Origin of the sequence: Caulobacter sp. 17J65-9 (genome assembly GCF_010975005.1) — a bacterium.
Lineage (GTDB): Bacteria > Pseudomonadota > Alphaproteobacteria > Caulobacterales > Caulobacteraceae > 17J80-11.
Window position 1 is genome coordinate 23,629 of sequence record NZ_JAAIVC010000004.1, and the last position, 14,586, is coordinate 38,214.

Below are 14,586 nucleotides of genomic sequence, written 5' to 3' on the forward strand. Positions count from 1 at the left end.
TGCAGCGGAACGGCCCCTCACCCTGCCCTCTCCGCCCGTGGGGGAGAGGGTTAGAGATCGCACTGGACGACTCGCGGGCAGATATTTTAGGTTTAAACTATCTCCCCGCTCGTCGGAGCCACGGATGAAGATCGCCTGCCTCGGCGGAGGTCCCGCCGGCCTCTATTTCGCGATCTCGATGAAGCTGCGCGACCCCGGTTGCGCGGTCGCCGTCTACGAGCGCAACCGGCCGGACGACACCTTCGGCTGGGGCGTGGTGTTCTCCGACCAGACGCTCGAGAACCTGCTGGCCAACGATCCGGTCAGCGCCCGGTCGATCGCCGACGCGCTGGCCCACTGGGACGACATCGACGTCTTCTACCGCGGGGCCAAGGTCACCTCGTCGGGCCACGGCTTCTCGGGGATCGGGCGCAAGCGGCTGCTCAACCTGCTGCAGGACCGCGCCCGCGAACTGGGCGTGGAGTTGAAGTTCGAGACCGACGTCGGTCCTGACCTCACCCAATTCGCCGACTGCGACCTGGTGGTCGCCGCCGACGGCCTGAACAGCAAGGTGCGCAACGCCAAGCCGGACGTGTTCGGGGCGGACGTCGAGGTGCGGGCCAACAAGTTCGTCTGGCTGGGCACGCACAAGGCGTTCGACGCCTTCACCTTCATCTTCGAAGAGACGGAAGCCGGTTGGATCTGGGCGCACGCCTACCGTTTCGAGGACGGCGCCTCGACCTTCATCATGGAGTGCTCGGAAGAGACCTGGCGGGGCCTGGGATTCGACCGGATGGACCAGGACGAGACCTGCCGGGCGGGCGAGCGGATTTTCGCCCGCTGGCTGGACGGGCAGCCCCTGATGTCCAACGCGCGCCACCTGCGCGGCTCGGCCTGGCTGAACTTCCCGCGCGTGCTGTGCAAGACCTGGCGCGACGGCAAGGTCGTGCTGATGGGCGACGCCGCCCACACCGCCCACTTCTCCATCGGCTCCGGCACCAAGCTGGCCTTGGAGGACGCCATCAAGCTGGCCGAGGTGCTGCAGGGGCCGGGCGGGCTGGACCAGAAGCTCGACGCCTACCAGGCCGAGCGCGAAGTCGAGGTGTTCAAGCTGCAGAGCGCGGCCCGCAACTCGACCGAATGGTTCGAGCACCTGGAGCGCTACACCGCGCTCGCCCCCGAGCAATTCGCCTACGCCCTGCTGACCCGCAGCCAGCGGGTCAGCCACGAGAACCTGCGCGTGCGCGACCGTGGCTACCTGGAAGGGGTGGAGCGCTGGTTCGCCGAGCACGCCACCGGAACGCCGCCGGCGCGCCCGACGCCGCCGATGTTCGCGCCGCTACGCCTGCGCGACATGGAGGTGAAGAACCGCGTCGTGGTCTCGCCGATGTGCATGTACTCGGCGGTCGACGGCGCGCCGAACGACTTCCACCTGGTGCACCTGGGCGCGCGCGCCATGGGCGGGGCGGGCCTGGTGTTCACCGAGATGACCGACGTCTCGGCCGACGGGCGGATCACGCCCGGCTGCACCGGCATGTACGCGCCCGAGCACGTCCCGGCCTGGAAGCGCATCGTCGACTTCGTCCACGCCAGTTCCGACGCCAAGATCGTCCTCCAGCTCAGCCACGCCGGCCGCAAGGGCTCGGTGCAGGTGCCGTGGGAAGGCGGCGCCGACGACCTGCCGCTGGCCGAGGGGAACTGGGAACTGATCGCGGCCTCGCCGATCCCCTGGTCGGCGCACAACCAGGTCCCGCGCGAGATGACCCGCGCCGACATGGACCGGGTGAAGGCCGACTTCGTGCGCGCGACCGAAATGGCCCAGCAGGCCGGCTTCGACATGGTGGAGCTGCACTGCGCCCACGGCTATCTGCTGTCGTCCTTCCTGACCCCGCTGTCGAACCGGCGCACGGACGAGTACGGCGGCCCGGTCGAGAACCGCCTGCGCTTCCCGCTGGAGGTGTTCGAGGCCATGCGCGCCGTGTGGCCGGCCGACAAGCCGATGTCGGTGCGCGTCTCGGCCACCGACTGGGTCGACGAGGGCCTGACCAACGAAGACTCGGTGGCCATCGCCAAGGCCTTCGCCGAAGCCGGCGCCGACCTGATCGACGTCTCCTGCGGCCAGACCTGGCCGGAGGCCAAGCCGGTCTACGGGCGCATGTTCCAGACCCCGTTCGCCGACCGCATCCGCAACGAGGGCGGGGTGCGCACCATGGCGGTCGGAAACATCTTCGAGGCCGACCACGTCAACAGCATCCTGGCCGCCGGCCGCGCCGACCTGTGCGCGCTGGCCCGGCCGCACCTGGCCGATCCCGCGTGGAGTCTGCGCGCGGCCGCCGAGCTCGGCTTCGACGGGCTGAAGCCGCCGGTGCAGTACGCCGCCGGCCACGCCCAGTTGAAGCGCAACCTGACGCGGGGGGCCTCATGAGCCAGCAACCGTTGAAGAACCGGCACGCGGTGATCACCGGCGGGGGCGGCGGGATCGGGGCCGCCGTGGCGGAGCGGCTGTCGGCGTTGGGGGCGTCGGTCAGCCTGTTTGGGCGCGACCTCGCCAGGCTGGAGCGCCAGCATGCGCGCATGCCCAACGCCTTCGCAGCGGTGTGCGACGTTACGGACGACAACGCTGTCAGCCACGCCTTCGCCGCGGCGGCCGAGCGGTTCGGGCCGGTGTCCATTCTGGTCAACAACGCCGGCGCGGCGCCCTCCGCGCCCTTCGCCAAGACCTCGCGCGAGACCTGGGACGAGGTGATGGCGGTCAACCTGACCGGCGCCTTCCTGTGTTCGCAGGCGGCGCTGCCGGGCATGCAGGCGGCCGGCTGGGGCCGGATCGTCAACGTCGCCTCGACCGCCGGCCTGAAGGGCTATCCCTATGTGTCGGCTTATGTCGCGGCCAAGCACGGCCTGGTCGGCCTGACCCGCGCGCTGGCGCTGGAAGTGGCCAAGAGCGGCGTGACCGTGAACGCGGTCTGCCCCGGCTTCACCGACACCGATCTGGTCGGCCGCGCGGTCGAGGCCATCTCCGCCAAGACCGGCCGCGAGCCCGAGGCCGCCAAGGCCGCGCTGGCGGCGAGCAACCCGCAGGGCCGGCTGGTCGAGCCCGCCGAGGTGGCGTCGGCGGCGGCCTGGCTGTGCCTGCCGGAAAGCGCGGCGGTGAACGGCGCGGCCATCCCGGTCGCCGGCGGCGAGGTCGGCTGATGGAGCCGGCCCTCAGCCTTCCCGACAAGCTGGGCGGCGCGCCCGACGGCAAGCGCTCGCTGCGGGTCTGGCTGCGCCTTCTGACCTGCGCGTCGATGGTGGAGCGTCGCATCGCGGCGCGCTTCCGCGACGACTTCGAGACGACCCTGCCGCGCTTCGACTTCCTGTCGGCGCTGGACCGGGCCGGGCCGGAGGGCCTGCCGCTGGGCGAGGTCTCGCGCATGCTGCTGGTCACCAACGGCGCGGTCACGGGCCTGGCCTCCGGGCTGAAGGCCGACGGCCTGATCGAGACGCTGGACAGCGCCGACCGGCGCGTGCGGCGCGTGCGCCTGACCGCGCTGGGGCGCGACCGCTTCGCCGCCATGGCCCGGGCCCACGAGGGCTGGATCGAGGCCCTGTTCGCCGATCTGGCCGACAGCGAGGCTGAACAGTTGATGATCCTGCTGGACCGCACCAAGCGGTCGCTGCAACGCACCACCCCCGAGGAGCTCGCCGGATGAAGGCCGCCGACTACAAGGCTGAACACTTCCTCTGGAGCTTCCAGGACGGGGTCGGGACCATCACCCTGAACCGGCCGGAGCGGAAGAACCCGCTGACCTTCGAGTCGTATGCCGAGCTGCGCGACCTGTTCCGCAATCTGGTCTACGCCGACGACTGCAAGGCGCTGGTGGTGACCGGCGCCGGCGGCAACTTCTCGTCGGGCGGCGACGTGCACGAGATCATCGGGCCGTTGACGCAGATGCGCATGCCTGAGCTGCTGCGCTTCACCCGCATGACCGGCGACCTGGTGAAGGCGATGCGCGGCTGTCCGCAGCCGATCGTCGCCGCCATCGACGGCATCTGCGTCGGGGCCGGGGCGATCATGGCCATGGCCTCGGACCTGCGCATCGGCACGCCGAAGACCAAGACCGCCTTCCTGTTCACCCGCGTGGGCCTGGCCGGCTGCGACATGGGCGCCTGCGCCATCCTGCCCCGCATCATCGGCCAGGGCCGGGCCAGCGACCTGCTGTTCACCGGCCGGGTGATGAACGCGGAGGAGGGGGAGCGCTGGGGCTTCTTCAACCGCCTGGTCGAGTCCGACGCGGTGCTGGCCGAGGCGCAGGCGCTGGCGCGGAGCCTAGCCGCGGGGCCGACCTTCGCCCACGGCATGACCAAGAACCAGTTGAACCTGGAGTGGGACATGAGCCTGGACGCGGCCATCGAGGCCGAGGCCCAGGCCCAGGCCATCTGCATGCAGACCAACGACTTCCGCCGCGCTTACGAGGCCTTCGCGGCCAAGCGCGAGCCGGTGTTCGAGGGCGACTGATGGCCGACCGCAGCTTCCTCGCCTGGCCGTTCTTCGAGGACCGCCACCGCGCCTACGCCGACAAGCTGGACGCCTTCGCGGACGCGCAGATCGCGCCGCTGGAGGGCGACCACGCCGAGGCCGACCTCGACCACGCCTGCCGCGAGATCCTCGGCCGTCTGGCCGCCGGCGGCTGGCTGCAAAACGCCGTGCCGGGCGAAGGCCGTCCGCTGGACGTGCGCACGCTGTGCCTGACGCGCGAGACGCTTTCGCGCCGCTCGGGCCTGGCCGACTTCGTCTTCGCCATGCAGGGCCTGGGCTCGGGACCCATCAGCCTGTTCGGGACCGACGCGCAGAAGGCCGCCTACCTGCCGGCCGTGGCGCGGGGCGAGAAGATCGCCGCCTTCGCGCTGTCCGAACCGGAGGCCGGCTCGGACGTCGCCGCCCTGGCCATGACCGCGCGCGACGACGGCGACGCGTTCGTGCTGGACGGGACCAAGACCTGGATCTCCAACGGCGGCCTGGCCGACTTCTACGTGGTGTTCGCCCGCACCGGCGAGGCGCCCGGGGCCAAGGGCCTGTCGGCCTTCATCGTCGACGCCGACACGCCCGGCTTCAGCGTGGTCGAGCGCATTCCGCTGATCGCCCCGCACCCGCTGGCCACCCTGCGCTTCGACGGCTGCCGGGTGCCGAAGGACCGGCTGATCGGCGCCCCGGGCGAGGGCTTCCGGCTGGCCATGGCGACGCTGGACGTGTTCCGCTCGACGGTCGGCGCCGCGGCCCTTGGCTTCGCGCGCCGGGCCTTCGACGAGGCGCTGGCGCGCACCTCCAAGCGCGAGCTGTTCGGCGCGCCGATGGCCGACCTGCAGCTGGTTCAGGCCAGCCTGGCCGACATGGCCCTCGACATCGACACCTCCGCGCTCCTGATCTACCGCGCGGCCTGGGCCAAGGACTCCGGGGCGGCGCGGGTCACGCGCGAGGCCGCCATGGCCAAGCTTCAGGCCACCGAGACGGCCCAGAAGGCGATCGACGCCGCCGTCCAGCTGCACGGCGGCATGGGCGTCATGGCCGGGCATCCGGTCGAGCGGCTCTACCGCGAGATCCGGGCGCTGCGGATCTACGAGGGCGCCTCCGAGGTGCAGAAAATCGTCATCGCCCGCCAGGCGCTCGCCGCCTGGGCCGGGCGGGCCTGAGGAGGACGAGGCCATGGACGAGTACACGGCGCACGTCGACACCTTCGTCCGGGACCATCTGCCCCCGCCCGACCAGCTTCCCCAGTTCCGCTTCGACCTGCCGGAGCTCAACTATCCGCCGCGGCTGAACGCCGGGGGCCTGCTCGACCGCGCGGTCGCGGCCGGGCTCAGTGACAAGGCCGCGGTGGTCTGGGGCGACCAGGCGTGGAGCTACGCCCAGCTGCTGGCCCACGCCAACCAGATCGCCCGCGTGCTGGTCGAGGACATGGGCCTGGTCCCGGGCGGGCGGGTGCTGCTGCATGCGCCCAACTGCGCCTGGGCGGTCGCCGCCTGGTTCGGGATCGTGAAGGCTGGCGGGGTGGTGGTCGCCACCATGCCCATGCTGCGGGCCGGCGAGCTGTCGACCGTGATCGACAAGGCCAAGGTGACGCTCGCCATCGCCCACGCCGCCCTGGCCGAAGCGGTCGAAGGGGCGAAGGCGCAGACCGGCCTGGAGCAGGTCGTCTATTTCGACGGCGGCGAGCTGGAGGCACGCGCCGCGTCCAAGCCCGCCGACTTCGCCAATGTCGACACCGCGTCGGACGACCCGGTGCTGGTCGCCTTCACCTCCGGCACGACGGGCAAGCCGAAGGGCTGCGTGCACTTCCATCGCGACGTGCTGGCCATGGCCGACACCTTCTCGCGTCATGTGCTCAAGCCTCAGCCGGACGAGGTGTTCTGCGGCACGCCGCCGATGGCCTTCACCTTCGGCCTGGGCGGGGTGGTGATCTTTCCGATTGCGGCGGGCGCGACCATCGCGCTGACGGAGAAGCCCGGCTTCGACGCTTTGGCCGAGACCATCGACCGGCACGGGGTGACCACCCTGTTCACCGCGCCCACCGGCTATCGCGCCCTGCTGAAGCTGAAGAACGGCTGGCACCTGAAGTCGCTGAAGAAGTGCGTCTCGGCTGGCGAGGCCCTGCCGGCGGCCACCTCCGACGCCTGGTTCGAGGCGACCGGCGTGCGGATCATCGACGGCATCGGCTCGACCGAGATGATCCACATCTTCATCTCCGCCGCCGGCGACGACATTCGCCCCGGCGCGACCGGCCGGCCGGTGCCGGGCTACGAAGCGCGCGTGCTGGACGAAGCCGGCCGGCCGCTGCCGCTGGGAAGCACGGGGCGCCTCGCCGTGCGCGGCCCGACGGGCTGCCGCTACCTCGCCGACGAGCGGCAGAAGGTCTACGTCGCGAACGGCTGGAACCTGACCGGCGACGTCTACCGCCAGGACGAGGACGGCTGGTTCTGGTTCGTCGGGCGGGCCGACGACATGATCGTGTCCTCCGGCTACAACATCGCCGCCGCCGAGGTGGAGAACGCGCTGCTGCAGCACCCGAAGGTGGCCGAGTGCGCCGTCATCGGCGTGCCGGACGAGGAGCGCGGCCAGATCTGCAAGGCCTATGTCGTGCTGCACCCCGGCGCCGAACCGGGCCCGGAACTGGCGGCCGAACTGCAGGCCTTCGTCAAAGGCGCCATCGCCCCCTACAAGTACCCGCGCGCGGTCGAGTTCGTCCGCGAGCTGCCCAAGACCCAGACCGGGAAACTGCAGCGCTTCAAGTTGCGTGAGACCGCATGAACGCCTTCACCGTCCAGATCCCCATCCGCTTCGGCGATTGCGACGCCGCCGGCATCGTCTTCTACCCGCGCTATTTCGAGATGCTGAACCGGGTGGTCGAGGACTGGTTCGGCCAGGAACTGGGCCGGCCGTTCCGGGCCCTGCACCTGCAAGAGGGCTTCAGCGTGCCGACCGCGCGCTTCGAGGTCGACTTCCGCAAGGCCTCGCGCATGGAGGACGTGCTGGAGTTCGCGCTGGCGATCGAAAGCCTGGGCCGCGCGTCCTGCGGCCTGCGTGTCCAGGTGCGCTGCGGCGACGAACTGCGGCTGGACGTGAAGCAGACCATCGTCTTCGTCGAGCAAGCGACCATGAAGCCCACCCCTTGGCCGGACGACCTGCGCGCCGCCATGGCGCCCTTCCTCGCCCTGGAGACCGCCTGATGCAGACCCTGCTTCCCGAAGGCTGGCCGCGGCCGAAGGGCTACGCCAACGGCGTCGCCGCCGAGGGCAAGATGATCTTCGTCGCCGGCCAGATAGGCTGGACGCCGGAGGGCGTGTTCGAGGCGGCCGACTTCGCCGGCCAGTTCCGCCAGACCCTGCTCAACACCCTGGCCGTCCTGAAGGCCGGCGGCGCGGGTCCCGAGCATGTCGTGCGCATGACCTGGTACGTGGTCGACAAGCGCGAATACCTGGCCGCCCTGCGCGAGGTCGGCGCCGCCTGGCGCGAGCTGATGGGCGCGAACTATCCGGCCATGGCCGTGGTCGAGGTGAAGGGATTGGTCGAGGACGCGGCCAGACTGGAGATCGAGACGACGGCGGTGGTGTGAACGTCTCCTCCCCTGTGGAGCGCAGCGGAACGGGGGAGGGGGACCGCCCGAAGGGCGGTGGAGGGGGCGGGCCGGCGCACGGCGGGGCCATCCCTTGTTCGACGAAAATCCTAGAGGGTGCGGTTGCGGTTCGCCCCCTCCACCATGCTTCGCATGGTCCCCCTCCCCCGCTGCGCAGGGGAGGAGAGGCCAGCTCAGGCCGGGATGGCCTGCGCCCAGGCCAGGGCCGCCTCGCGCTCGTCTGGCGCGAAGGTGCGGATCTCGGTGTGGCGGTAGATCGGGTCGACCAGGCCGACCAGGGCCTTAACCCAGCCGCGGTCGGTGACCACCGCCTCGCGCGGGAAGCGCTTCAGCTCGCCGAACTTGCTGAAGGCGTAGCGCAGGTCCTTGATCAGGGCCTCGGCGGTCATGTCGGTGAAGTCGACCATGTCGACATAGACGCCCAGTTTGTCGTGGCGGCTCAGGCGCGCCTCGAGGTCGGCGACGACCTTGTCGTAGTCCTCGCCGGTGAGCTCGCCGCTCAGCCGGTAGGCGGCCACGTGGTCGGGGGCGGGCAGGATCTCGATCATCCGGGGTCTCCGAAAGTGGAGCTCACCCTACGGCCACGCGCGGCGCGGCCGCATCTCCGGAAAAACGCGTAGGTCAGCCCTTGCCCGGCAGGAAGGGCGAGAAGGTGATGACCGTGAAGGTGTCGCGGATGTGCGGGCGGGTCTGGACCTTCTTGGTCACGAAGGTGCCGATGTCCTCGTCCTTGGCTAGGTGGAACTTGGCTAGCAGGTCGTACTGGCCCGAGGTCGAATAGACCTCCGACACGTTCTCGACGTTGTCGACCATGTCGGCCGCCACGTCGTTGGCCTTGCCCAGCTCGCATTTGATGAAGACGAAGATGGCCGTCATCATGACGTGTGGTTCTCCCGGTCGTGCGGGGCACCCCTAGCGCAAGGCTCGCCATGCACCAAGCCGATCCGCTCGCCGACCTGGATCTCGAGGCCGAATACAACAACCGCGCCCGTGTGCCCGAGCACCCCGGGATCATGCAGGGCTGGGCCGCCGACGCGGCCGCCTATCGCGATCAGCATGCGCCGGTGGAGCTGCGTTACGGCCCCGGCAAGCGCGAGGTCATGGACCTGTTCGAGGCCGGCGAGGGGCCGACTGTCCTGTTCATCCACGGCGGCTACTGGCAGGCGCTGGACCGCTCCTGGTTCAGCCACATGGCGCGCGGCCTGAACGCGCGCGGGATCGGGGTCGCCGTGCCGAGCTACGACCTGTGCCCGAACGTCGGCGTCGGCCGGATCGTCGAGCAGATGCGCGCCGCGGGCCAGGCCCTGGCCGCCCACACCGCCCGCTCGTTCGTGGCGGCGGGGCACTCGGCCGGCGGGCACCTGTCGGCCTGCCTGCTGGCCACCGACTGGGCGGAGCTGGGCACGCCGGTGCGGCCGGTGAACGCCGCCTACGCCATCTCCGGCCTGTTCGACCTGAACCCGCTGGTGCCGACCTCGATCAACCGGGCGCTCGGCCTGGACGCGGCCGAGGCGAGCCGGCTCAGCCCGCTGCACTGGACGCCGCCGGCCGGCAGCCGCCTGGACGCCGTTGTCGGCGGGGCGGAGAGCGGCGAGTACCTGCGCCAGAGCCGCCGCATGGCCGAGCGCTGGAGCGGGCAAGGCGTGACCACCCGCTACGAGGCGATCGAGGGCGCGAACCACTTCACCGTCATCGCAGGCCTGGCGGAGCCGGACTCGGCCATGGTGGCGCGGGTGGCGGAGCTGGCTGCGCACTGAGCCCCGCCCCCGCAAGGGGAGAGGGTCAGGTCCGCGCCCAACCCCCACCCAGCGCCTTGAACAGAGCGATCTGCTGGTTGGTCAGCTCCGCGTCGCTGCGGGCCAGTTCGGCCTCCAGCACCGCCAGGCTGCGCTGGGCGTCCAGCACCGACAGGAAGCTGTCGGCGCCTTCTTCATAGCGCAGGCGGGCCAGGCGGGTGGCTTCGGCCGACTGGTCGCGGGCGGTCTGCAGCGCGGCGTGGCGTTCCAGTTCATCGGCGTAGCGGGTCAGGGCGCCTTCGACTTCTTCCAGCGCGGTCAGCACCGTCTTGTCGAACTGCGCCAGCGCCATGTCGGTCCCGGCCTGGGCCTGGGCGATCCGCGAGCGCGCGACCGTCACGTTCGGGAAGCTCCAGGAGATCAGCGGCCCGGCGCTGAAGTGCAGGGCGCGGTCGTCGTTCAGGTCGCTCACGCCCGGCGCGACGCCGCCGACCGAGCCCCCCAGCACGACGCTGGGATAGAGCGAGGCGGTCGCCACGCCGACCCGGGCCGAGGCCGCGGCCAGCTGGCGTTCGGCCTGGCGCACGTCGGGGCGGCGGCGCAGCAGGCTGGCCCCGTCGCCGACGGGAAGGATGCTGGCCACCTTCGGCGCCTGGGCGCAGTCGGCCACGCCGGCCGGGACCTCGGCCGGCGGCTTGCCGGTCAGCACCGCCAGGCGGAACAGGGCTGCGTCGCGCTGGCTGTTCAGCGGCGGCAGGGTGGCGCGCGCGCTCTCCAGCTGGGTGCGGGCGCGGGCGACGTCGAGGCCCGTGCCCTTGCCGGCCGCCAGTTGGCGTTCGGTCAGGTCGTAGGTCTCCTGCTGCAGCTCCAGCGTACGCTTGGCCACCGCGATCTGGGCGTTGGCCGAGCAGGCGTCGGCGAAGGCGCGGGCGGTCTCGGCCGCGACGCTGACGCGGGTGACGTCCAGCGCCGCCTCAGCCGCGTCGGCGTCGGCGCGGGCCGCCTCGATCGAGCGACGCACGCGGCCGAACAGGTCGACCTCGTAGGAGACGTCCAGGCCCGTGCCGTAGGTCTCCACCTCGTCCAGCGGCGCGGGCGCGCCGGTGGTGGTGGCCGCCGTCCGGCCCCAGTTCCCCGAAGCCGACAGGGTGGTGGAGGGCAGGCGCGCGGCGCGGCTCTCGCCGAGCACGGCGCGCACCCGGGCCAGGTTGGCCGCGGCGATCTCCAGGTCCTTGTTCTTCTGCAGGGCCTCGGCGATCAGGCCGTCCAGCGCCGGGCTCTGGAACAGCCGCCACCAGTCGTCCCGAGGGGCTTCCGCCGAGTACGGCCCCTGGGCCGCGCTGACGAAGGCGCCCTGGGCGCTGATCGGGGTGACCGGGGCCTTGTGGTCGGGGCCGACCGCGCAGGCGCCCAGGGCCAGGACGGAGGCGGAGACGAGGGCGAAGAGGGGGCGGCTCATCGGGCGATCCGTCCTTCCTTGGTCATGCGCAGTTCGTAGTCGGGTTCGTCGTTGTCGGCGGTCGGCGAGAGGTCTTCGGGCTCGTACGGGGCGTGCACCGCCTCGCCGAAGGCCGAGGGGATCTCGCGCTCCTTCGCCGCCTTCTTGGGCAGCAGGCCGGCCAGCTTGCGGCAGACCACGTAGAAGACCGGCGTGAACACCAGGCCGAACAGGGTCACCCCGATCATCCCGAAGAACACCGCGGTGCCGAGCGCCTGACGCATCTCCGCGCCGGGGCCGGTGGCGATGGCCAGCGGCAGCACCCCCAGGATGAAGGCGATCGAGGTCATCAGGATCGGACGCAGGCGGGTGCGCGCGGCGCTGATGGCGGCGTCGAACCGGTCCTGGCCCTGATCCTCCTCGGCCTGCTTGGCGAACTCCACGATCAGGATGGCGTTCTTGGCGGCCAGGGCGACCAGCACGATCAGGCCGATCTGGGTCAGGATGTTGTTGTCCATCCCGCGCAGGTTCACGCCGATCATGGCCGCCAGGATGCACATCGGCACGATCAGGATGACCGCCAGCGGCAGGGTCAGGCTCTCGTACTGGGCGGCCAGGACGAGGAAGACGAACACCACCGCCAGCAGGAACACCAGGGCGGAGCCGGAGCCGGCCTGCTTCTCCTGCAGGGCCAGGTCGGTCCACTCGTAGCTCATGCCGTCGGGCAGGCGCTGGGCGGCCAGCTCTTCCATGGACTTCAGGGCCTGGCCGCTGGACACGCCCGGCGCGGCGGAGCCTTGCAGTTCGGCGGCCGGGAACAGGTTGTAGCGGACCACGCGCGAGGGGCCGCTATCGTCCTTCAGGGTCGCCACCGAGCCCAGCGGGACCATACCGCCGGAGTTGGAGCGCACCTTGAGCGAGGCGATGTCGGAGATGTCGTCGCGGAAGGCCGGCTCGGCCTGGGCGGTCACCCGGAAGGTGCGGCCCAGCAGGTTGAAGTCGTTGACGTAGGACGAGCCCAGGTAGACGCCCAGCGTGTCGAACACCTGGCCGGGCTGCACGCCCAGCAGTTGCGCCTTGTCGCGGTCGACGTCGGCGGTGATGCGCGGCGAGCCGGTGTTGAACAGGGTGAAGACCTGCTGGACGTCCTTCACGCCCTGGGCCGACATCATCATGTCCATGGTCGCCCCCTCCAGCGCGCGGTAGCCGGCGCCGGAACGGTCCTGGACCATCATCTTGAAGCCGCCGCCGTTGCCGAGGCCGGGGACCGCGGGCGGAGCGATGACCATGATGTTGGCGGCCTCGATCGAGCCGAGCTTCTGGCTCAGGGCCTGGGACAGGGCGTTCGCCGTCAGCTCCGCCTTTTCGCGATTGGCGAAGTCGTCCAGCTTCACGAACATGGTGCCGGCGTTGGACTGCATGGAGAAGCTGGCGCCGTCGAGACCGGCGAACACCGAGGCTTCCTTCACGCCGGGCGTCTGGCGGACCAGCGACACGGCCTGCTGCAGCACCGCGTCGGTGCGTTCCAGCGACGAGCCGGGCGGCAGCTGCACGACGCCGATCAGCACGCCCTGGTCCTGCTCCGGGATGAAGCCGGTCGGGGTGGCGGCCAGCCGCCAGCCGGTCAGGGCCAGCAGGCCGACGTAGACGATCAGCACCATGGCGCCGGTGCGCACCAGTCGCGCGGTCATGCGGCCGTAGCGGTCCGACAGCCAGTCGAAGCCGGCGTTGAACTTGTGCGCCGCGATCCGCAGCGGCTTCAGCCAGCGCGGGCCGTGGTCGAGGCCGTGGTCCGCGTGCGGCTTCAGCAGCAGGGCGGCCAGCGCCGGCGACAGGGTCAGCGACACCAGCAGCGAGAAGATCGAGGCGGCCGAGATGGTCACCGCGAACTGGCGGTAGAAGATCCCCGGCACGCCCGGCAGGAAGGCGCTGGGCACGAACACGGCGGTCAGCACCAGGCCGATGGCGACCAGGGCGCCGGACACTTCGTCCATGGTGCGCCGCGCGGCCTCGCGCGGGGTGAGCCCCTCGCGCATGTTCCGCTCGACGTTCTCGACCACCACGATGGCGTCGTCGACGACGATGCCGACAGCCAGCACCAGGGCGAACAGGGACAGCGAGTTCAGCGAGAAGCCGAGGCCCAGCAGCACGGCGAAGGAGCCGACCAGGGCCACCGGAATGGCCAGGATCGGGATCACCGCCGCCCGCCAGGACTGCAGGAAGACCACGACCACGAGTACGACCAGAAGCACGGCTTCCAGCAGGGTGTGCTGCACCGACTCCACCGAGGCGGCGACGTATTCGGTCGGGTTGTAGGGGATGGAGTATTCGAGGCCGGGCGGGAACGAGCCCTTGGCCTCTTCCATGCTCTTCAGCACGCGGTCGGCGGTGGCGAGCGCGTTGGAGCCCGGCTGCTGGACGACGGCCAGGGCCACGCCCCGCTCGCCGCCGAAGTAGGCGCGGATGCCGTAGTCCTGCGAGCCCAGCTCGACCCGGCCGATGTCGCGCACGCGGGTCACTCGACCCTGCGCGTCGGTTTTCACGACGACGTCTTCGAACTGGCGCGGGTCGCTCAGGCGGCCTTCGACCTGCACCGGCAGCTGGAAGGCCGCGGCGTTGGTGGCGAAGGGCGGCTGGCCGATGGCGCCGGCGGCGACCTGCACGTTCTGGCCGCGGAGCGCGGTGACGATCTCGGGGGCGGTCAGGTCGTGGGCGGCCGCCTTGTTCGGGTCGATCCAGACCCGCATGGCGTAGTTGCCGCCGCCGAACACGTTGACCCCGCCCACGCCGTCCAGGCGCAGCAGGCGGTCACGCAGGACCGAGTTGGCGTAGTTGCCGACATAGTCGACGTCGAGGCCCGGGTCCTTGGACTTCAGGGCCACGATCATCAGGAAGCCGGTGGACTGCTTGTTCACCGTCACGCCGATCTGGCGCACCTGCTCGGGCAGGCGCGGTTCGGCCAAGGCGACGCGGTTCTGGACCAGCACCTGGGCGGCGTCGAGGTCGGTGCCCGGCTTGAAGGTGACGGTGACCTGGGCCGTGCCGTCGGAGGTCGAGGACGAGGACATGTAGAGCATGCCCTCGACCCCGTTGATCTCCTGCTCCAGGGGCGCGGCGACGGTCTCGGCCAGGGTCTCGGCCGAGGCGCCCGGATAGGCGGCGCGGATGGCGATGGTGGGCGGCGCGATCTCCGGATACTGCGCCAGCGGCAGCAGCGGATAGGCGAAGGCGCCGATCAGGGTGATGAACACCGCGATCACCGCCGCGAAGATCGGCCGGTCGATGAAGAACCGTGAGAGACGCATGATTGTCCGTTCGCCTC

Annotated in this window: 13 protein-coding genes; 9 read left to right on the forward strand and 4 right to left on the reverse strand. The window is 70.9% G+C overall.

All coding sequences use genetic code 11. The features are described 5' to 3' along the window. The first annotated feature begins 124 nt into the window (after positions 1 to 124). The 8 genes from G3573_RS01535 to G3573_RS01570 are packed head-to-tail and all read left to right on the forward strand — an operon-like array spanning position 125 to position 8,069. Positions 125 to 2,404, forward strand: a complete 2,280-nt coding sequence (locus tag G3573_RS01535; RefSeq protein WP_163259087.1) for a bifunctional salicylyl-CoA 5-hydroxylase/oxidoreductase — start codon at positions 125 to 127, stop codon at positions 2,402 to 2,404. Next, entirely contained in the window at positions 2,401 to 3,171 is a 771-nt protein-coding gene (locus tag G3573_RS01540; RefSeq protein ID WP_163259088.1) for an SDR family NAD(P)-dependent oxidoreductase, read from the forward strand. The genes G3573_RS01535 and G3573_RS01540 overlap by 4 nt, the downstream gene beginning before the upstream one ends. Further along, on the forward strand, positions 3,171 to 3,671 hold the full coding sequence (locus tag G3573_RS01545) for a MarR family transcriptional regulator (RefSeq protein ID WP_163259089.1): 501 nt from the start codon (positions 3,171 to 3,173) through the stop codon (positions 3,669 to 3,671). Before G3573_RS01540 ends, G3573_RS01545 begins: the two co-directional genes overlap by 1 nt. Next, entirely contained in the window at positions 3,668 to 4,477 is an 810-nt protein-coding gene (locus G3573_RS01550) for an enoyl-CoA hydratase family protein (RefSeq protein ID WP_163259090.1), read from the forward strand. Before G3573_RS01545 ends, G3573_RS01550 begins: the two co-directional genes overlap by 4 nt. Then, positions 4,477 to 5,649, forward strand: coding sequence for an acyl-CoA dehydrogenase family protein (locus G3573_RS01555; protein ID WP_163259091.1), 1,173 nt, complete (start codon positions 4,477 to 4,479; stop codon positions 5,647 to 5,649). The genes G3573_RS01550 and G3573_RS01555 overlap by 1 nt, the downstream gene beginning before the upstream one ends. 13 nt (positions 5,650 to 5,662) lie before the next feature. Continuing rightward, the gene (locus G3573_RS01560; RefSeq protein WP_163259092.1) at positions 5,663 to 7,264 is read left to right on the forward strand and encodes an AMP-binding protein; all 1,602 of its coding nucleotides are present in this window, start codon (positions 5,663 to 5,665) and stop codon (positions 7,262 to 7,264) included. Continuing rightward, positions 7,261 to 7,683: a thioesterase family protein gene (locus G3573_RS01565; protein WP_163259093.1), complete on the forward strand. Its 423-nt coding sequence runs from the start codon at positions 7,261 to 7,263 to the stop codon at positions 7,681 to 7,683. The genes G3573_RS01560 and G3573_RS01565 overlap by 4 nt, the downstream gene beginning before the upstream one ends. Next, positions 7,683 to 8,069 (forward strand): RidA family protein, encoded by a 387-nt coding sequence (locus tag G3573_RS01570; RefSeq protein ID WP_163259094.1) that lies wholly within the window; start codon positions 7,683 to 7,685, stop codon positions 8,067 to 8,069. The genes G3573_RS01565 and G3573_RS01570 overlap by 1 nt, the downstream gene beginning before the upstream one ends. 194 nt (positions 8,070 to 8,263) lie before the next feature. Here G3573_RS01570 and G3573_RS01575 read toward each other — a convergent pair whose 3' ends face one another. Both G3573_RS01575 and G3573_RS01580 read right to left on the reverse strand, forming a co-directional pair. Then, positions 8,264 to 8,638 (reverse strand): STAS/SEC14 domain-containing protein, encoded by a 375-nt coding sequence (locus tag G3573_RS01575; protein ID WP_163259095.1) that lies wholly within the window; start codon positions 8,636 to 8,638, stop codon positions 8,264 to 8,266. Positions 8,639 to 8,711: 73 nt separating this feature from the next. Beyond that, positions 8,712 to 8,969 carry an Lrp/AsnC ligand binding domain-containing protein gene (locus tag G3573_RS01580; protein ID WP_163259096.1) on the reverse strand — a complete coding sequence of 86 codons (258 nt, stop codon included), beginning with the start codon at positions 8,967 to 8,969 and terminating at the stop codon, positions 8,712 to 8,714. Between the two features lie 50 nt (positions 8,970 to 9,019). On the opposite strand from G3573_RS01580, the gene G3573_RS01585 reads away from it, so the two are divergent. After that, complete coding sequence (locus G3573_RS01585; RefSeq protein ID WP_163259097.1) at positions 9,020 to 9,847, forward strand: alpha/beta hydrolase; 828 nt, start codon at positions 9,020 to 9,022, stop codon at positions 9,845 to 9,847. Between the two features lie 25 nt (positions 9,848 to 9,872). Here G3573_RS01585 and G3573_RS01590 read toward each other — a convergent pair whose 3' ends face one another. Then, complete coding sequence (locus tag G3573_RS01590) at positions 9,873 to 11,285, reverse strand: efflux transporter outer membrane subunit (RefSeq protein ID WP_163259098.1); 1,413 nt, start codon at positions 11,283 to 11,285, stop codon at positions 9,873 to 9,875. Further along, positions 11,282 to 14,569 (reverse strand): multidrug efflux RND transporter permease subunit, encoded by a 3,288-nt coding sequence (locus G3573_RS01595; protein ID WP_163259099.1) that lies wholly within the window; start codon positions 14,567 to 14,569, stop codon positions 11,282 to 11,284. The genes G3573_RS01590 and G3573_RS01595 overlap by 4 nt, the downstream gene beginning before the upstream one ends. Between the last annotated feature and the right edge of the window lie 17 nt (positions 14,570 to 14,586).